This window comes from Anaerostipes sp. CAG:276, assembly GCF_000432215.1.
In the GTDB taxonomy this organism is placed as follows: domain Bacteria; phylum Bacillota; class Clostridia; order Lachnospirales; family Lachnospiraceae; genus Anaerostipes; species Anaerostipes caccae.
The window spans coordinates 148,419-167,071 of the sequence record NZ_FR889182.1; the positions used below are offsets into that span (position 1 = coordinate 148,419).

The 18,653-nt window shown below is 40.1% G+C and carries 24 protein-coding genes; 1 reads left to right on the top strand and 23 read right to left on the bottom strand.

Annotated elements, in window-relative coordinates; translation table 11 throughout:
* Positions 1-318: 318 nt before the first annotated feature.
* From QVP35_RS06380 to QVP35_RS06420, 9 genes are all read right to left on the bottom strand, one after another.
* Positions 319-543, bottom strand: coding sequence for a DUF1016 N-terminal domain-containing protein (locus tag QVP35_RS06380; protein ID WP_263636017.1), 225 nt, complete (start codon positions 541-543; stop codon positions 319-321).
* Positions 544-852: 309 nt separating this feature from the next.
* Positions 853-2,211, bottom strand: a complete 1,359-nt coding sequence (gene rlmD, locus QVP35_RS06385; protein ID WP_009289180.1) for a 23S rRNA (uracil(1939)-C(5))-methyltransferase RlmD — start codon at positions 2,209-2,211, stop codon at positions 853-855.
* A gap of 118 nt (positions 2,212-2,329) precedes the next feature.
* Positions 2,330-2,836: a metallophosphoesterase gene (locus QVP35_RS06390; RefSeq protein WP_006568650.1), complete on the bottom strand. Its 507-nt coding sequence runs from the start codon at positions 2,834-2,836 to the stop codon at positions 2,330-2,332.
* 12 nt (positions 2,837-2,848) lie between these two features.
* Entirely contained in the window at positions 2,849-3,433 is a 585-nt protein-coding gene (locus QVP35_RS06395) for an XTP/dITP diphosphatase (RefSeq protein WP_006568651.1), read from the bottom strand.
* A gap of 4 nt (positions 3,434-3,437) precedes the next feature.
* Positions 3,438-4,577 (bottom strand): THUMP domain-containing class I SAM-dependent RNA methyltransferase, encoded by a 1,140-nt coding sequence (locus QVP35_RS06400; RefSeq protein ID WP_009289181.1) that lies wholly within the window; start codon positions 4,575-4,577, stop codon positions 3,438-3,440.
* 28 nt (positions 4,578-4,605) lie between these two features.
* Positions 4,606-4,917: a rhodanese-like domain-containing protein gene (locus QVP35_RS06405; protein WP_009289182.1), complete on the bottom strand. Its 312-nt coding sequence runs from the start codon at positions 4,915-4,917 to the stop codon at positions 4,606-4,608.
* 102 nt (positions 4,918-5,019) lie between these two features.
* The gene (locus tag QVP35_RS06410; protein WP_022260919.1) at positions 5,020-5,196 is read right to left on the bottom strand and encodes a hypothetical protein; all 177 of its coding nucleotides are present in this window, start codon (positions 5,194-5,196) and stop codon (positions 5,020-5,022) included.
* Between the two features lie 289 nt (positions 5,197-5,485).
* Positions 5,486-6,193, bottom strand: a complete 708-nt coding sequence (locus tag QVP35_RS06415; RefSeq protein ID WP_009289183.1) for a lysophospholipid acyltransferase family protein — start codon at positions 6,191-6,193, stop codon at positions 5,486-5,488.
* A gap of 15 nt (positions 6,194-6,208) precedes the next feature.
* Positions 6,209-8,833 (bottom strand): YhgE/Pip domain-containing protein, encoded by a 2,625-nt coding sequence (locus tag QVP35_RS06420; RefSeq protein WP_022260921.1) that lies wholly within the window; start codon positions 8,831-8,833, stop codon positions 6,209-6,211.
* Positions 8,834-9,041: 208 nt separating this feature from the next.
* Between QVP35_RS06420 and QVP35_RS06425 the strand changes: the two genes are divergently transcribed.
* Positions 9,042-9,479 (top strand): Rrf2 family transcriptional regulator, encoded by a 438-nt coding sequence (locus QVP35_RS06425; protein ID WP_009289185.1) that lies wholly within the window; start codon positions 9,042-9,044, stop codon positions 9,477-9,479.
* Positions 9,480-9,496: 17 nt separating this feature from the next.
* Here QVP35_RS06425 and QVP35_RS06430 read toward each other — a convergent pair whose 3' ends face one another.
* From QVP35_RS06430 to QVP35_RS06495, 14 genes are all read right to left on the bottom strand, one after another.
* A complete protein-coding gene (locus QVP35_RS06430; protein WP_022260922.1) occupies positions 9,497-10,435 on the bottom strand; it encodes an InlB B-repeat-containing protein in 939 nt (312 codons plus the stop codon).
* Between the two features lie 260 nt (positions 10,436-10,695).
* On the bottom strand, positions 10,696-11,913 hold the full coding sequence (locus QVP35_RS06435) for a tyrosine-type recombinase/integrase (RefSeq protein ID WP_022260923.1): 1,218 nt from the start codon (positions 11,911-11,913) through the stop codon (positions 10,696-10,698).
* Between the two features lie 212 nt (positions 11,914-12,125).
* Positions 12,126-12,329 carry an excisionase gene (locus QVP35_RS06440; RefSeq protein ID WP_129702161.1) on the bottom strand — a complete coding sequence of 68 codons (204 nt, stop codon included), beginning with the start codon at positions 12,327-12,329 and terminating at the stop codon, positions 12,126-12,128.
* Between the two features lie 65 nt (positions 12,330-12,394).
* Positions 12,395-12,631 carry a helix-turn-helix domain-containing protein gene (locus QVP35_RS06445; protein ID WP_022260925.1) on the bottom strand — a complete coding sequence of 79 codons (237 nt, stop codon included), beginning with the start codon at positions 12,629-12,631 and terminating at the stop codon, positions 12,395-12,397.
* Between the two features lie 4 nt (positions 12,632-12,635).
* Positions 12,636-13,052: a sigma-70 family RNA polymerase sigma factor gene (locus QVP35_RS06450; RefSeq protein ID WP_022260926.1), complete on the bottom strand. Its 417-nt coding sequence runs from the start codon at positions 13,050-13,052 to the stop codon at positions 12,636-12,638.
* Between the two features lie 562 nt (positions 13,053-13,614).
* Positions 13,615-14,307, bottom strand: a complete 693-nt coding sequence (locus QVP35_RS06455) for an alpha/beta hydrolase (RefSeq protein ID WP_022260927.1) — start codon at positions 14,305-14,307, stop codon at positions 13,615-13,617.
* Positions 14,308-14,464: 157 nt separating this feature from the next.
* On the bottom strand, positions 14,465-14,728 hold the full coding sequence (locus tag QVP35_RS06460; protein ID WP_021985835.1) for a CD3324 family protein: 264 nt from the start codon (positions 14,726-14,728) through the stop codon (positions 14,465-14,467).
* A 162-nt stretch (positions 14,729-14,890) separates the two neighbouring features.
* Positions 14,891-15,529, bottom strand: coding sequence for a CatB-related O-acetyltransferase (locus tag QVP35_RS06465; RefSeq protein WP_022260928.1), 639 nt, complete (start codon positions 15,527-15,529; stop codon positions 14,891-14,893).
* A 386-nt stretch (positions 15,530-15,915) separates the two neighbouring features.
* Positions 15,916-16,650 (bottom strand): hypothetical protein, encoded by a 735-nt coding sequence (locus QVP35_RS06470; RefSeq protein WP_022260929.1) that lies wholly within the window; start codon positions 16,648-16,650, stop codon positions 15,916-15,918.
* 100 nt (positions 16,651-16,750) lie between these two features.
* Entirely contained in the window at positions 16,751-16,876 is a 126-nt protein-coding gene (locus QVP35_RS06475) for a hypothetical protein (protein ID WP_022260930.1), read from the bottom strand.
* Between the two features lie 147 nt (positions 16,877-17,023).
* On the bottom strand, positions 17,024-17,395 hold the full coding sequence (locus QVP35_RS06480) for a hypothetical protein (RefSeq protein ID WP_022260931.1): 372 nt from the start codon (positions 17,393-17,395) through the stop codon (positions 17,024-17,026).
* A 12-nt stretch (positions 17,396-17,407) separates the two neighbouring features.
* Entirely contained in the window at positions 17,408-17,563 is a 156-nt protein-coding gene (locus tag QVP35_RS06485) for a hypothetical protein (RefSeq protein WP_022260932.1), read from the bottom strand.
* Complete coding sequence (locus QVP35_RS06490; protein WP_022260933.1) at positions 17,556-18,308, bottom strand: ImmA/IrrE family metallo-endopeptidase; 753 nt, start codon at positions 18,306-18,308, stop codon at positions 17,556-17,558. The genes QVP35_RS06485 and QVP35_RS06490 overlap by 8 nt, the downstream gene beginning before the upstream one ends.
* A gap of 5 nt (positions 18,309-18,313) precedes the next feature.
* Positions 18,314-18,646: a helix-turn-helix domain-containing protein gene (locus QVP35_RS06495; protein WP_022260934.1), complete on the bottom strand. Its 333-nt coding sequence runs from the start codon at positions 18,644-18,646 to the stop codon at positions 18,314-18,316.
* Between the last annotated feature and the right edge of the window lie 7 nt (positions 18,647-18,653).

An 18,653-nucleotide genomic window follows, 5' to 3' on the forward strand; every position in this document is an offset into this window, starting at 1 on the left:
CTAAACTTTTATCAGGAATAAATCCTTTTTACTGTACCAAGTACAATATCAATTATAGATAGTAAATCTTTTTCCTCCAGTAGTATTCTCTTTGTATTTAAAAGCTAACAGCACATTCAATTAGAAAGATAGTACATCTATTTAATTGAGCAATTTGACAAAAAAATTTATATCTATGAATACAAACTAGATTTCCCTACAAATTTGATTCCATTTATTGAGCAGTAGGTATCTACTATTTGGACAAACCAGTCTGGTGTCATTGGATGTAACTTAACATCACAAATGAAATTATTAATATGTCCAAATGATATATTTTTAGTCTTTATTCTCTGATTTAAATTCATTGTAGTGACTGTTATATGTCCAACTCAATTCGCTACACAGTGCGTAGCCTTTTGGAAAAGTAAGATAAAACTGACGCATATTTTTAAGATTTGCAGCAGTAAATCCCTTTCCAAAATCTTCTGTCATTTGTTTGGATAATTCCGCAATTAATCTACTGCCATACTCTGCTTTTTCGCAGCTATCCTGATGCTCCACAATACTTTTTCCAATATTCAGTATGCTTCCACCATTGAAAAGTTTGCAGTTTGATATACTTTGTTTCTGGCTACAGAAAGAATTCTTTTTATTTGTTTATAAAATTGTTGTTCCATTCCTCCCCAATTCAAAATATTAAACAAATTGTATAAAACAATTATGATTCTACTCCATTCTTCAACCTCAAAAGAATTCTTATTTATACCTTTATTACTCTAATATTTTGCAATATTTGATCGAGATATCATGAATTATCCCTCATAGTCATTTGCTGATTTTTATCCAGATAATTCGCAAACCCGCCTAGAATCAGAGTTTTCGCTCCAGCAACACCACCGTCTCCACGTGCACCGTCGAAGGAAACATATCCACGCATTCCCCTCTTTCAACTTCATACCCCGCCTCCCGAAAGATTTCCAAATCTCTCGCCAAGCTGGTCGGCTTACAGCTGATATAAACCATCTTCTCCACCCCAAAGTCAATGATTTTCTGGATCGCTTTCGGGTGTATCCCATCCCGGGGCGGGTCCAGCACAATAAAATCAGGCTTGTCTTCCAGCTCATCGATCACCTTCAGCACATCCCCTGCAATAAATTCACAATTCTCAAGCCCATTAAAACCGGCATTTTCCCGGGCAGCCTCCACGGCTTCTTCCACAATTTCCACGCCGACCACCTTCTTTGCCACCGGCGCCAGCATTTGGGCAATGGTCCCGGTTCCGCTGTACAAGTCAAAGATAACCTTATCCTTCGTCTCTCCCACATACTCCCTTGCAGTCTCATACAGCACTTCCGCCCCCAGAGAATTGGTCTGGAAGAAAGAAAACGGTGAAATTTTAAATTTCAGCCCAAGGATTTCCTCATAGAAAAAATCTTCCCCGTAAATCGTCTCCATCTGGTCCGCCTGAACCACATCGGCCAGACTGTCGTTCACCGTATGCAGAATTCCCCGGATACTTCCGGAAAGGGGCAGAGAGAGCATCTCCTCCGCCAGAGGCTTCATATCCACATCAGCCTGGGAAGTTGTGACGATGTTGATCAGCAGGTCTCCATTTACATCGGAACGGCGGATGACCAAATGTCTTAAGTATCCCTCGTGGCTCATTTTATGATAAAAATCACAGCCTGATTGTGAAAAATAATTTAATGCACAGGAGACGAGCAGATTAAAATCATTATCCACAATTTTGCAGTCCGTAATGTTGACAATATCGTGGAATGTATTCTTTTTATGCATGCCCAAGGCCAGCGGGCCTCCTTTGACTTCGTCTCCAAAAGAAAACTCCATCTTGTTTCGGTACTCCCACCATTTAGGACTTCCTTTGATTCCCTCCCATTTTTCATCGGAGATATAATCCTTTAACAGCTCCCGTACCTGTCCTTCCTTGATTCTCAGCTGATTTTCATAGGAAACTGTCTGATAAAAACAGCCCCCGCAGGCCCCGAAATGAGGACACGTTGGAATCCCATCCTCCATCTCAGACGGTTCCAGTACTTCTACCAGTCTCGCAACAGCCTTGCCTTTTCGAAGTTTGGTCACCTGTCCTGCGATTCTTTGGCCCTGGATGACTCCTTTGACCGTGATCTCCCTGTCCTCAAATGCAAATGTCCCTTTATTCGGAAACTCTGTCTTCTCAATCAAGCCTTCTACAAAATCCTTCTTTTTCATCTTTTGACCTCAAATCTATTTTATTTTCTTTATACGACGAAAAAACTGCCTGTGCCATTGACACTCGGACAGCCTCGCTGTTACTTACAGTATTCATGCCACAAACAGTTTTTTCATGTTAAATGTTCAGTTCTCTGAAATGCTCTTTATAATATCCATGGGCATAATGAGCCTCTCCCATATCGTCGATCTCCATTAGAAGAAACGTCGGCTTTCTGCCGGCCTGTCTCGGATAGGAAATACTCCCGGGGTTTAAGATTGTCATATCGTCCCCGATCTCTATGAACGGCACATGTGTGTGCCCATACATCACGACATCTACGTCGTGCATTTCTCCATATTCCCGCAGATAGTCCACCCCGGAATTCACATAATACGGATGTCCGTGGGTTACCCAGATTCGGTAGCCCTCTACCTCTATGGTCTCCTCACTGGGGAGGTCAAGATAATAGTCATTATTTCCCGCCACCATGACGACAGGGCATCCTGCAATATCGCGGATATACTGGTCACCGCGCTCTACGTCGCCGCAGTGGATCAGCATGTCGATCTCGCCGACCTGCTCCAATACCCCTTTTACATCGTCATTACGACCATGAGAGTCACTGATTACTAAAATTCTCACAAGATAACCTCCCTAAAGAATGTCTTTGATTTTCCTCAATGCTTCTCCGCGATGACTTAACCTGTTTTTCTCTTCACTGCAAAGTTCCGCACTGTATCTGCCTAACTCCGGCAGAAAAAAGATCGGATCATAGCCAAATCCATTCTCTCCCTTTATCTCATATCCAATGATACCTTCCATAGTACCACGACTTGTCCGTATTTGTCCATCCGGAAATGCGGCTGCGATCACACAGACGAATCTGGCGGTCCTTTCTTTTTCCGGCACGCCTTCCATCCGGTCCAAAATCTTCTGATTCTTAACGGGATACGGGGTGTCCTCTCCCATATATCTGGCCGAGTATACGCCTGGCTCTTTATTCAGAGCGTCGATCTCCAGACCGGAGTCATCCGCCAGAGTAAGTTCTCCGGTAAGTTCCATGATAGCCTTAGCCTTAATGACTGCATTTTCCTCAAATGTCGTACCGTCTTCTATTATCTCAGCGTCCACCCCTGCCTCTTTCATAGACACGACCTCATACTCTGTGTCCGCAAGGATTTCCCTGATCTCTTTCATCTTTCCCTGATTTCCAGTTGCAAATATCATTCGTTTCTTCATCGTTTTATCTCCTGGGCGGTTTTGGTCCGAGATACTGGCAGAACTCGGCACGGATCATTCCGTTGTATACCTTTCTGACCTTTGTTGCTTTGCCAATGTACTTCTGTGCATCTTCATAGGAAGTGATCATATATTTAGACCATGTATCCATCTTCTGAAAAATGTCTCCGATCTGTCCGTAAAGTTCCGGCAGAGCCTCTTTTTCTTCAAGGCGCTCGCCATACGGCGGATTGGTTATGATAAATCCATAAGGTTTCGGATGGCTGAAATCTTTTATCTCTCTTTGCTGGAAATGGATCAGATGATCCACCTCAGCGGCGGCCGCATTTTCCCTGGCAAGCTTCAGTACTTTTGGGTCCTTGTCGTAGCCCTGAAGGTCCATGGAAACATCCAGGTCCATCAGATCTCCGGCTTCATCGGCCGCATCATACCATATCTTTTTCGTGAGAAAATTGGTCCATGCCTCTGCCTCAAAGGAACGGTTCATCCCCGGGGCGATGCCTGCTCCCATCATGGCAGCCTCGATTAAAAAGGTTCCGCTTCCGCAGAACGGGTCTACCAGGATGCGGTCCTTCTTCCAGGGTGTCAGCATGATCAGCGCCGCTGCAAGGGTCTCTCTGATGGGAGCTTCACTTGTCAGTGTGCGGTAGCCCCGCTTATGAAGCGGAGTCCCGCTGGTGTCGAGGCTTATGGTTACCTCATCTTTTAATATGAAAACACGCACTGGATACTGGTTCCCTGTTTCTGAAAACCATGACACACGGTAACGCTTTTTCAGACGTTCCACCATGGCTTTTTTGACGATCGACTGAATATCCGGAGCACTGTAAAGTCTGCTCTTTGCAGTGGAAGCCTTTTTCACCCAGAACTTTCCGTCCTCAGGGATAAATTCTTCCCAGGCAAGTTCTGCCGTCCTGTCAAACAGCTGCTCGAAGGTCGATGCGCGAAAGGCACCAACCTTGAGCAGAATCCGTTCTGCAGTCCTCAAAAACATGTTTGCCCTTGCAATTCCGCCAAGGTCAGAAAAGAAGGTCACCCTTCCGTCTTCAACCTTTGCAATCTCGTATCCTAAATCCTGTATTTCTCTCTTTAATACTGCCTCCAGACCAAAGTGGCATGGGGCGATCAATTCTATATTCTTCATGTTTCTCCTTTGCATTATAATATTCATTCTACAATTTTAGGCCCAGAGATGTCAACTCTCCGCGGTAATAATAAATCCCGCCCACAATATTGTAGACCTCATATCCCTGCTCAGCCAGATGCCTTGCAGCGAGCATGCTCTGTCCGCCGAAGTCGCAGTAGACAATGATCTTTTTATCTCTGAAAGCATCCTGGTCTTTTATGACACCATAGGGCATACTGAGAGCCCCTTCGAGATGTCCCTGTTTATATCTATACGGTTCTCTCACATCGAACATCACATGATCATCCTGTTTTGAACGGTCAATACCTTCCTGCAAAGTTATATTTGTAAATTCCATTTTCAAACACTTCCCCTTTTATAATTTAGAATATGCAGGGACATGAAAAGACGTCCAAAGAAAATTTCTTTGGACGTCTCTCCCGCTTTCTTCTTCTAATAACTAACGGTTAGAAGAGTTCTGGCTGCTGTTCTGAGATTTGTTCTGGTTTTTGTTCTGAGATTTGTTCTGAGACCTGTTCTGGCTGTTGCTCTCGTTTGAGCTGTTGCTGCAGTTATTGTTTTTGTTATTGTTGCTGTTGTTACTGTTGTTGCTTTCGTTAGAATAATTTTTTGACATAATAAATTCTCCTTTCTGTTGGTTACACAAATATTGTCTGCAAAAGAGAAAAAAATATTCTTGCAAGATTTACAAAACGCAATTTTAAAAAATTTTTGTTTCATCCATAATTTTCATCTGACTTAAAAAATTTATTGCTTTTTTTTTGAAGATACCTTATAATGCAAATAGTAGAAGGTATTCATTATGTATATTTCTACTATATAACCCCTTATTAATTTATTTATACTCCCCTCAAAAAGGCCAGATTTCCCTATCTGGCCTTTTTACTGTCTAAAAATAATATTTTTTATTGTAATCCGATCGCCTTTTGGATTCTTTCCTTCACCTGTTCTGCAATTTCCGTAGTCTTCATATGTTTGTAATCATCATAATACAGGGGCTTTAAAAAGTGCACCTGGACTGTGACAGGCTTTATCGTATTGGAATCAAAAGGAAGAAAGGCATCAACGAGGGCCACCGGGACGATCGGACATTTCGCCTTTACGGCAGCCTTGAAGCTTCCTCCTTTCAATGTCTGCACCTCATTTCCGTTTTTCGAGCGGGTTCCTTCCGCAAATATGAGATAATTCCTACCCCGCTTTACTTCCTCTGCAACACTTAAAATCACCTGCATGGACTGGCGGATATCATCGCGGTCAATCATATAGGCCTTCATACATGCAAAAACCTGTTTTAAAAACTGGATTTCAGCCACTTCTTTTTTTGCGACCACAGAAAACGGTCTTGGACACGCCTCTGCCACCGCCAGTACATCATAAAGTCCCTGATGGTTGGGGTAGAAAATAAATCCGTCTTTCTCTGGTATATTTTCTTCCCCATGGACTTCAATCGTAACATTTCCTCCTTTGTTTGCACGGGATGTGATAAATTTCAGCATAGCAAACCGCTTCTCCTCCGGATATTTATCCACATGAGAAGCATAATAGCACAGCTTGATCCACATAAACGGCACCAGAAAAATGTTTCTGAATACCATAAGCAAAATTCTCTTCATTTTTTATCACTCATTTCATCCTTCTGCAGTAACTGCGTGTTTGATCTCCGCTTTTTTTGCTCTTTTCTCATAGTATCCGAGGGATAAAAGAGAAAAAGCAATCAGAATTCCTATAAATACAAGCACATCCGCCGTGATGCCGCCGCCGATCATGAGCGTATTTCGGAATGCGTTCACACTGTAAGTAAACGGCATAAACGGATGTATCATCTGGTAGAATTTCGGTGACAGTTCAATCGGATAGGTTCCTGCCGCTCCGCCCAGCTGCAGCACCATGAACACCAGCACGATAAAGCTGCCCACTTTATCCAACCAAAGATTGAAAAATGTGATCATGGCCATAAACGTCATAGAGACTAAAACTGCCATCAAAAATGTTGCCGTCAGTTCTTTTGGTTTCAGCCCATTGATGAGCATCAGCATAAGAACCATAACAACTGCCTGCACAGCTGCGATCACCGCCATGACAGAAGCTTTGGACAGCCACCACCTGAATCCGCTTCGCACCCTGCCGTTGTGTTCCTTCAGCGGAAACATGAGGCAGAATGCGATGCATGCCACATATAAAGCCACAGACATCATATAAGGAGCCATGGCATGACCGTTGTTCTGCACATCTGACATCTGAGAATGTTCTGTTTTTACCGGTGACGCAAACATGCCGACGGTCTTTTTTGAATCTTTTACTTTTCCTGCCTGTGCAGCTCCGTCAGAAAGTTTTGACTTTAATGTTCGGCTTCCGTCCTGAAGTACAGAAAGCCCGGTCCCCACTGTTTCAGAGCCGTCTGCCAGTTTTTCTGCCCCGCTGCCGATCTGTTCTGCCCCGTCGGAAAGTCTGCCGCTTCCGTCTAAAAGAATCCGGCTGTTTTTGTTAAGCTGACCGGTTCCTTTGCAGAGACTCAGTGTCCCGTTTTTCAGATCTGCCATTCCATGAAACAGCTCAGGCAGCTTTTCTGTCATCTTTCCAACACCTGCGTTCAGCTCTGACGCTCCAGTCTTCAGCTGTCCTGATTTGCTGTCCAGCTGCTGTAAGCCCCCGTTTACCTGGGTTACTCCGGCTGTATATGCATTCACTCCTTCTTTGAGTCCGTTTTTTCCATCCACACTGGTTTTCAGCTTTTCGGTTCCCAGGTGAACTGTCTGCATGCCCTGAATCAGTCCCATATCCGAAGGTTTTGTACCCGTTTTATCAAGGTTTGTTTTGACCTGACTAAGACCGGAGGACAAGCTGCCAATGGCATCCGCACCGTTTCTGAGAAGGTATGCAGTATTCTTCATCTGATCTGTCCCAGCTGACTGTGTACTGGCCGCAGAATTTTTGACCTTCTGTGCCCTATTCTGAATCGTCTCCGCATCAGAGGAAACAGCATCCGCACTTTTCTCCAGCCCGGAGAGTAGACTCTGCTGTTCCTCCCTGCTGAGTTTCTGAAACTCTGAAGAAGCCTTTAAATCTGCAATCTGCTGTTTTAGCTCATCTGCGTGTTCTGAGAGGTCCGAAGCCTTCTGTGACAATGTCTCCGCCGTTTTTTCTGTCTGTACGCTTACGGTCTTTGATGTCCCCTGAGGGTCCAGCTGATCGGCTGCCTGTTTCATCCCCGCGGCCAGCTGCTTTGTCTGCTGCTGTTTTTCGGGTGTCAGCGACTTTCCAAGTTCAGAGGACATGGCCTCTAATCCGGTGAGGACACTTCCGCTTCCTGACTCCAGTGCCTGAATTCCTCCGGATAGCGCCTGTACTCCTCCGTTTAATGAACTGCTGTTTTTCTCAAGCTCACTGCTGCCTGCATAGACAGCCCCGACTCCTTTCGTATAGTCTGCCACTCCTTTGTTCAGTGTTCCGGTTCCGCTTTTTAACTCATCAGCGCCGGACTTGAGAGCTTTTGCGCCTTTTGACAGCTGCCCCGCTCCCTGATCCAGCTTCTTTGCTCCCCGGTCCGCCTCAGCCACGCCGTCTGTGTAGCGTTTAAGCCCTATCTGGAGAGAATCTGCTCCGTCTTTAAATGTCAGAGAGCTGGAGGCCAGTGAGTTTAAATTGTCTGTAATGGTTTGACTGCCTGCCGAAAGTTTCTTTGCTCCGCTGCCGATCTGCTCTGCGCCTTCGGCGGCCTGCCCAAATCCTGCTCCTGCGGACTTTATCTGCCGGAACATGGTTTTTGTATAAGTCTTCGTGACCTGTTCTGCCACCTGGGAGCGGATCGTATTGACGGCCGTCTCATCCATCTTAGACGCAATGTAGTTTGTTCCCGGGTTCGTCCGGTATTCAAGTTCCATCTTCTTCGGATGTTCATTTAATACTGTAGCAGCATTTTCTGAAAAGTTCTCGGGAATCGTTATGACCATATAGTATGTTCCGCTTCTCAGCTTTGAGTCCGCTTCCGCCTCATTGACAAAACGAAAATCCATCGCATCCGATTTCTTCAGATTGCTGATCAGTTCTTTTCCCACTTCCATTTTTGTGCCGTTATAAGAAACCGCTTTATCATTGTTGACCACTGCCACCGGCAGATGTTCCGTCTCACCGTACGGGTCCCACATAGACCCGAGAAAAATCGTCGTGTACAGGGTTGGGATCAGAATGATCGCCGTCAAAACCAGCATCATCCATTTACTGTTCCGTATGTTCTGCCATTCTTTTTTCAGCATCTTTCTTCCTTCTTTCTCAGCTTCATTTTTATGTCCTTCCCACACCTTTTGTTTACAAAAGAATACTTTGTAGATATAATATATCCATGGATATTCCTTATCTACGGATACAGAGTATTATATTCATCCGGTTTTTATTTGTCAACACATCTTGATAAAACGTCTCCATATCAAGTAAAATTGTGTTTAACAAGGAGGATTTATAAAAATGAAAATCAAAGGAAGCCTGGAGCAGGCCGTCTGTATTCTGCTGGTCATCGCCCATACCAGAGGCCATGCCCCTGTGAAAAGCTATACTCTCAGCGAACGTCTGGGGTTGTCAGACTCATACTTAAAGAAAATCATGCGCCAGCTGGTCGTGGCGGGCCTGGTCGATTCCGAAGCGGGGAAAAAGGGAGGATTTGTTTTAAAAAGGGCCCCGAAAAACATCAGTCTCCTGGATGTGTTCGAGGCCATTGAGAGTACCGCTCCATTTCTGTCCACTACAAATCTGGTAGATAAAGTATTCCCGAAGGAAAAAATGATTGCTCATGAAAAAGAACAGCAGATCATCTCTGTTTTTACCCGTGCAGAACAGGCTTACAGACAAAGTCTCTCACAATTTACACTGGATCATGTAGTCGCAGAGGATCTGCCTGACAGCTGATCCTCTCCCGCTCTTTATTATTTCTTTTTCCATTTTGCATAAAGTGTATAATTTACACGCTTTCCTTTCGGTATGGTCTTGATTCTTTTCTTATATTTCTTAGATGTGTACCAGCCTTTAAACCGATACCCTTTCCGAGAGGGATTTTTCAACGCCACCTTTATATTGTAGTAACTGATCATATTCGCATTGTTGTTTTTGCCTTTATTGAGCCGGTATTTGACAGTATATCCTTTTGTTTTGCTGCTGTATGTTCCATACACTTTCCTGCCCGCAGAATCCCAACGGTAAGCTCTGATTCTGACATAATACACTGTATTTTTCTTAAGCCCTGTCAGTGTCTTTCCCCCGGCTGCAGTTTCCCATCGCTTCGTGGAACTTTTGCTGAAACCTGTATTCGGTGACACAGAAATCTCATAGCCCGCGGCACCGGGAACCTTAGAATAATCCACTGTCATCGTCGGTCCCAACGGATTCTTCATAGAGGTCAGCTTCGGTGCCGAAAGAGCGATCTTCTGCCATTTGGCATACAGTCTGCACTCCCTTTTCTGTGTAACAGATTCTACTTTCGATCGAAACCCTGCGTCCGCATACCAGCCTGCAAATAAATATCCATCCCTTGCCGGAGCTTTCAGACGCACCGGCGTATTCGAAAACTCAGAAGGATTATCTCTGTGGTTTCGGCCGCCGTTTAAGACATATTCAATAGAATAAGATCTGACGGATACTGTAATGTTACAGCTGGCCTTTATGCCGCTTCCGTCATTGGCTTTGGCAGTCACCACTGCCCGGCCCTGAGATAATGCCGTAACCTTTCCCGCGCTGTTTACTGAGGCAACCTTTGGATCTGAGCTGCTCCATTTTACCGTCTTATTCGTCGCATTCTGCGGTTTTACTTCTGCTCTCGTAGTAAAACTTTCTCCTGTATACAGTGTCTTTTCTGTCTGACTCAGCACAATCTTTTCCACCGGTTTTGGCTTTACTGTAACCTGACAGGATGAAGCGGCTTCGCTTCCGTCGTCGGCTTTTGCCGTGGCAGATGAATAATACTTTTATCATATATTTAAACTCCTTTAATTGTAGGTTTTTCCTTGATTTTTCAGCGTTTTTACAACATTTCATTTTCTTTGCTATTGGCATATCTTCGCATAATTTGGTATAAGGTTCCGCCCAAAAGTTGTAAAATTAGTTGTAAAATTATGTGTTATATACAACTTTACAACTCACTATCACATACCTGTTTCATCTCTTTTTGAATATCCTCAAAATCTAAATGTGTATAAGTATTCAGTGTTACACCAATATCGGAATGTCCCATTATTTTCTGCAATGTTTTTGGATTCATTCCCGATTTCGCCATGTTGGAACAAAAGGTATGCCTGCATACATGAGGTGTAATCTTTGGTAGTTCTTCCTTGTAAATCTTGTTGTACTTTTCACATATATGCTGGAAATACTTTTCCCAATGGAGGGCAACCATTGGCATTTCGTTTTTATCAAGATACAGGAATCCCTTATAAGCAACTCTGTTCTTATCATAAATAACAGGTTCTTTCTTAGGTTTCTTTCTATTAGTAATGATAAAGCGAAAACATTCTTGAACTTCCTCCGTCATAGGAACCATTCTCGTGCCACTGTCAGTTTTCGTAGCTTCTATGATGTATTCCATATTCCTCTTTCGTTGTAACTGATGATCAATATTGATTTTTCCATTTTCCAAATCAATATCAGATACTGTCAAGCCTACAAACTCCGATATACGAAGTCCTGTATGAAAAAGGATATAAATTCCTTCATAGTAACGGTTAAAGTGCTTATCCGCTTTGATAAACTCCAAGAATGCCCTTTGTTGTTTTCTTGTAATAGCTTCTCTGGTTACACTGTCATTGACAACCACTGTCGCAAGCTGAAATTCAAATGGATTCTTGCGAATCAAATCATCATCAACCGCCATCTGAAACGCAGGTCTTACCACACCTCTTACAGTATGTATGGTACTGTAACCTCTTCCGTCTGCTTGTAGCTTTATCAGCCAACCTTTTGCGTCTGATAATTTTACTTTATCAATTCGTTTGTTTCCAAATGCTTCTTTCTTGATAATATTGATTACAAAGTTGTAATTGGCTTCTGTATTGTGTCTTACCCCCGTTTTCTGTGAAATGTACTTTTTCACAAGTTCCAGAACTGTCATTCCACCGCCAAGAGAAACAATATCATCTTCCAAATCCTTATGTATCTGCTTTTCCTTATCTCGAAGTGAAACATCGTTTTTTGCACCTTGCGGAACAGTGTCGGTCTTGACCAGCTTCCAGCTATACACATATTTTGCATTTCCTGCATTATCAATGTACTTATACATATAACGCCCATCTTTTCGTTGGCTCTCTCCATTGCGTAAAATACGATTTCTATTATCACGTCTTTTCGCACTCATCAAATCGCTCCTTTCGTATCTTGAAAGAGCCCCGATATGATAAAATAAGTATATACCATATCTGCAGAAAAACAAGCGGCTGCGGAGCAGACATTTGTTTTTACCTGATATGGTAATGACAAAATCTTATAGCAACAGTTTGCTGCGGCAGATGTGCTATGCACATCTGGATTTTGGAATTATTCTACCATAATCGGAGCATAATCGCCACATCAGATTTCCTCCAACTCGTCTATGATTTTCTCGAATTGCTTTCGTTTAATCTGAATCCGATTCCCGTTTGTAATCAACCAACTGGCATTTCTATGTTCATCAACCAGTCTACGGAGTTTCTTTTCTCCGATACGAAAATACGCTGACGCTTCTTCAATCGTTAATGTGTATTTTTCCCATACAGGAATATCCACATTTTTCATATATACAGCACCGCCGCCCCTTTCTTTGATTTTTAGAAAAGAGATAGAATTGCACTCATAAATCTTCACTTTATTTCTAACTCAAAATTTAAAATGGCTTTCATTATGGTAGTTCGCACCCTGCCTTTTAAATCCATATCAACCACAATCCGCATATTTCCATATTCATCATAACAAGGACGTAAACATGCCTTTGATATGTATGCATTATAATGATTTAAAATCTTTTCCATAGCTATCTCATCACCGTCTACCGCTGAACAGATAGTTGAAAATCGCGGACATTTTTGTATACGTTCCATTTTGCTAATCCTCCGTATATTTTTCTCTGATAATATTTAAGGCTCTCATTCTGCTCCGATAAACAGAACATCTTGAAATACCAATAATCTCACCGATTTCTATATCTGACATTTCAAGGAAATAGGACATTAGAACAATGGTTCTCTGCCTTTCGCTCAATGCTTTGATTGCTTCACACAAATGCTCATCAAAAACACGGACTTCCGTTCCGTATACAGGAAACACTGTATATCCCATAGAATACTCATCTATGATAGCTACATGGTTTAAATCTGCTTCTGTCACATCACAAAACGGAACTTCATGCTTTGCACGTCTTCCGAGTTCTCTGTAATAGTTCTTAACTGTCCTGTCTATGATTTTACGGATAAGACAGTCAAACTGTAGTCTTATTGCTTTTTCAAATGAAGAAGGGGACATAATCTCACCTCCTTCCTGTGAAAGTTGTTAAAGCGTGAAGATTCTTACCTCTTTTCGCTCTAACACTCACCATAGAGATGAGATTTGTTACCCTGTCCGTAAAATTGTTTAAAGATATTTTGAGACAGCAAAAAAGCACAGGAACAACTAATAAATGCTGATCCTGCGCTTTTCCGATAGTTCCTGCTATGTAATGTAAAAAACCACATTCAAGGGTGTAAAATGTTATTGAATAGATATATATTTTTTTGACAATAACGGATTTATTAAGAATTGTGTTTTACAATGCTTTATCAAAGCGACTACCTCCAAGAGCCGCCAAAATAAAACCTGTATTATTCATAGAATTAGGAAAAGAAAAACGACAGCTTTTCAACCGTCGTCCAAATTTATCGTATTCAAAAAAGATGCTGTCGGCAACGGTTTTTTTATTTACGCGAGCAACGAGCCAAACGAATATGCTTGCATATTCACTTGGCGACTGCCGCGATAACCAGCGAAATTCGCAAAGCGTGTTTCGTCTGGTCTATGCCAACAGCAATAGAGTTGAGTTGTATTGATTTTACAGATTATCACATATCCAATTTTTTATAATTTTGTCATCTCCATTTCTCATAAAAGAATGTTCACTCTGCTCTGATATAGTCAATGATACAGAATTGGACTTTGCAAAATTTTCTATGACCTGTAAAGATTGCAAATTGTCCTTACCTCCATAAAGTATATAGGTTGGACTATTCCATCTTGTTACGGGATTTTTCTTTACATACTGGAAGTAATCCCAAGACAAAGTATCAATCGGTGTTGGAATTTCTCTTTTGGTATAAAGCATTTCTTCCGTGACATGAAACCACTGGAACATATTTTTGATGAGATATTCCATATTTACGATTGGAGACAGGAAAAAGCACTTTTCAAAAGTAATATCTTTATATGCCTGCAAACTGAAATATGCGCCCAAACTACAAGCAAACAAAGATACCGACTTCCAATTAGCAAACGTATAGGAACTTATTTGATGAATGTCAGAAATGCCATTCCAAATATCACACCTGTAATTTTCGCTTTTTCTTTCTCCATGTTCCGGCAAGTCAAAACTGATTGTCTGATAGCCTTTATTTTCTGCTATCCGAGCAAAAGTTTCAGCAGACTCCTTATCGGACATTTTTCCGTGAACATAAATATATGCTTTGTCAGATTTCGTTCCCCAAATAATGACAGGAATTTTCCCGATATAAAATTTTGTTGTTTTCATCTTTCATCACCGATTACATCGTATCACCAGAAAATGACATCCTCAATATACTGTCATTTACAGAAGTGTTTTTTACCTATAAAAATTTTCACCGTGGCTTCCTTTTAGATACACGGAAACACAAAAGAGAGGCCGCAAAACTACGACCTCTCGGAAATTATTTCTCATATATGATTTTTCTGATTGAATGAACAGAAAGATAATAGATATCAGCTAATTCATCAACGCTTTTCCCTTGCTGATAATCTTTTCTTATTTTTCTGTTTCTCTGCTCAATCTCATATCTACAACCGCTTAATTCGCCCCATTTCTTTTTGCTGTCTTTTCTTGAGGGAACATAAATATATCCGCCTTGTATATAACTTTGCAATTCTTCAACTAAAGCAATGGGGAGCACCGAATCTGCTTTGATATATTTCATGCAGGCTCACTCCTTTAACTTTTCATCGTCAAATAGCAAAGCCAGCATATAACGCCTTACTACTCCATGCAAATGGCGTTAGCATTTACTGACTTTGCATGGAGTGCAACATCGTTTTTTCTTTTTTTATTCATACACATCGTATCACCATCCCAACTACATTTACATTGATTGTTTTAACTGTTCAATATTTCCACTTTGTATAGCACCAATATTTTTTGCGATTCTTTTCTCAGACCAGTTCCACCATTGAATCTCCAAGAGTGCAGAAATGGTTTCTTCTGAAAATCGTTTCTTTATTGGTTTTGCCGGAACACCGCCAACAATCGTATATGGCGGAACATCTTTTGTGACAACTGCACGAGTTCCAATGATCGCTCCGTCTCCAATCGTGACACCAGCTAAAATAACAGCTTCATAACCAATCCAAACATCATTTCCAATGATAATATCGCCTTTATTATCCCATGCGTTTGTTACGTCTTTCTTCTCTAATCCCCATTCCTCAAAAAATAATGGAAATGGATAAGTGGACAATGAAGACAGCGTATGATTGGCACTGTTAAAAAGGAATTTTGCACCACAGGCAATAGAACAGAATTTCCCAATCTGCAATTTATCATGATTTATCGGATAGTGATATAATACATTGTTTTTCTCAAATAACGTCGGGTCATTTACAAAATCATTGTACATTGTAAAATCTCCAACCGTTATATAGGGATTCGTGATTACATGTTTCAAATAAATTGTTTCTTTATCGCCTGTACGGGGATAAATTTGTTTTACTGGAATAGTCATTTAAAATCCTCCTGTCAATTTGAATACTGTCTATTTAACTATTCCAGATAATGCAATGCAAAGTTTCACCAAAACCACCTCTCTTTTGATTTAAGGACAATTATATACGCTGTCCGATTGGAAAACAATAACCATGTGACATTTCTTCAAAATATCACACACCTCATTAAGTAGTTCAAAGCCTTGTATAATCAGTGTTTCGAGACTTTTTGATACTGTTTCCTATTGTATTTGTACCCCACTGTTAGATATCTGGGGTTACAAGTTGGATTGGCGTACGCCAATCCAACACAGGCTAGTCCGATCCAGCGGCTTACGCTTCGCACGCCGCAGGGCGGACTGCTTGGTATCCTTCCGTCAACGAGAACAAAACTTGTATTATAACCCTATTGAGATTTTTGCTTTTCTTCTTGTGTTTTTTGAACGAACGCAGGAAATAATTTCATAAGTATACATCCAAATGGAATTACTAAAATGTATTTAAAAATAATTAATATCCCTGAAAAGATTGGTTTGATACAACTTATGTAAAATGTCTTTATAAACATGAATTTAGTTCTATCTATCATTGCCAATTCAAATTTAATCATTTTAATACGAAATTTTGCATCTAAAGCATTTTCTTTTGCAATCGGATTACTAGAAATATCATTCACAAAAAACGCAAGTGCTTCGTTATTTCCTATACTGTTAAAATAACTAAGACCCACTTCTTTACGCATAGTAACTAATATCTCTGACATGATATAGATAATTATATTATCTTTATAGTATTTACACTGTTTAATTAAAGGATTATTCGTAAATTCACGAAATAACAAGTATTGACGATATATTTTCTTTGATCCATATAGTAAAAGAGAAGAACCTGTATCAAAAAATTGTTTCTTTAATTCATCAGATAAAATAAGCTCGCCCTTTTTATCTTTTTTAGTCCCCATAAAAGTTTCTTCCATTAAATTAATTAATTTTAAATATTGGACTTTTTTATCATCATGTTTCTTATATTTAAGCTCTTCATGACGACTTGCTACAAATATAAGAACCGTTATAATAACAGACAAAAGAGCGATATTGTCCGCTGTTATAAACCCACTAATCTTACTTAGTATATCTTCCATATTAATCTTATCACCTCCATATCTTTGTATAGGAATATCTTTGAAAAATTACAAATAAGAAGAACAGTTTTACGACGTATTCAGGTCGTGTAAGCCCATATTAGTGACATTTGGCTTTGTGATTAGCTAAAGTTTTTCCGGCTTTACTCTTTGCACTTTTGCTAGATGAATTACTAGCTAAAATTTTTCCAGCTTTTCCAACTTTTCCACCATGATGTACTGCCATATATATCAACCTCCTTTGCAAGATATTCTTGCCAAAGAAAATTTCTTTTGCTATATTTAATTTGTGAGAATAAATATGTCAAGGGAATTTTCTTTGACTCACTGCCAAGTTAAATACTTGGCAGTTTTTCTATGTAAAGAGTTTCCTCTATACATCTTTCTTTCTATTTGTCAAATACTCAGAAAAAGTATTTACCGGCAACTTACGTTTTTTCTCTAACATTTTCTTCCAAATGTCGTTTCCGGCAGATTCTGTTATCAGTTCCTTTCTCAAAGCCTCTACTAGAATCTGTCCTGTGTCAATATGCCTTAAATTGTACTTTTCAATATATGGAGCAATATCTTTGTAGTTATTACTTGCAAGAATTCCATTGTATGTTTTAGCCAATGCTATTCCACTCGCTTCGCCACGACCAATACTCTTTTTCCCTTTCTCACCACGTACAAGTGAAGTATATAATTTATATTCTTCAGTTCCCGCATCAATTGTTTTTATTGATGCATCTTTATTACTAATCAATATATCCGCTCGTTACTTTATATGTGGGATACTTGGATTGGATAGCTCCTGATAAACTGGTTCTGGTAAAACAATTCTCCCACCATAAAGTTCATGCAGAATATTTGTATCATTAACCCATAAAAAAGCAGATAAACAATCTGTATCAAAAAATAAATCATTAATCATTCAGATTAGTCTCCTCCTCATCGAAATTATATACTATATCTGCTCTATATGCTTCTAACAACAATTCTTCTCTCTTTCCATTTGAAATAAGATCTTCTTCTGCCATCTTTTCGACTTTTCGAATATATTCACCTGTTGTAAAATATTGTTTATTTTTATTAGTCGGAAAATACAATTCTTTATCATATCCCAATTTAGCAGCTACTGTAGATACTGTAACAGATTTATACTCATCTGCAATATCATTGCTAAGCATATTATCACATACTAATCGATGTAGCATTGCTTGATGGCTTATTTGAAAAAATTGTTCTGCATCAATTACTTTTTCAAGACTCCATTTTGATTTATCATGCTCATATTCTAACAGTGCATCATATGGCATTAATAAATAACTCGCAAACTGGTCTGCTTCACGTTCTGATTCAGATTTGTCACCATTCATATTCATATCACAAATTGCTCGTTGCATATTTTCCTCATACAACACATGATACAATTCATGTGCTAAAGTAAATCTTTGTCTTCCATAAGATGTTGTCGAGTTTATACAGATAACAATATCTCCTTTTTCTTTTGTACACATACCACTTATTCGTGATGACATAGGATATTTAACTATCGTAATTTTTTTATCTTTCCATCCATTAACAATAGCAAAAATATCAATTGGAGAATATCCATCTTCATTCCATATTCTTCGTGTTCTTAATGCTAACGAATTTAACTCCTGAGCTGTTCTCATAAATATTAATCTCCTATCATTTCATTCATATAGCGAATATTCATTACAATTTTATTGACCACTGCAATACTTTCTAAATCTTCTGGCTGTATTCCATTAGAGCGAAACGAAAAATTCAAAGGAATATATGCGTCATCCTCTCCCATCAAATACGCCTCTGAACATCCAAATAAACTACAAATTTTTTCAATCAGTGTAACGTTTAGATTTCGTGTTCCATTCTCTAGTTTTGTAATCATAGATTGATCAACATCCAAATATTTTGCTAATTGCTCTTGAGTTATTTTACTTTCTTTTCTAAGTTTTTTTAAACGAATATTTTTTGTATTGGCTACCATTTTATAT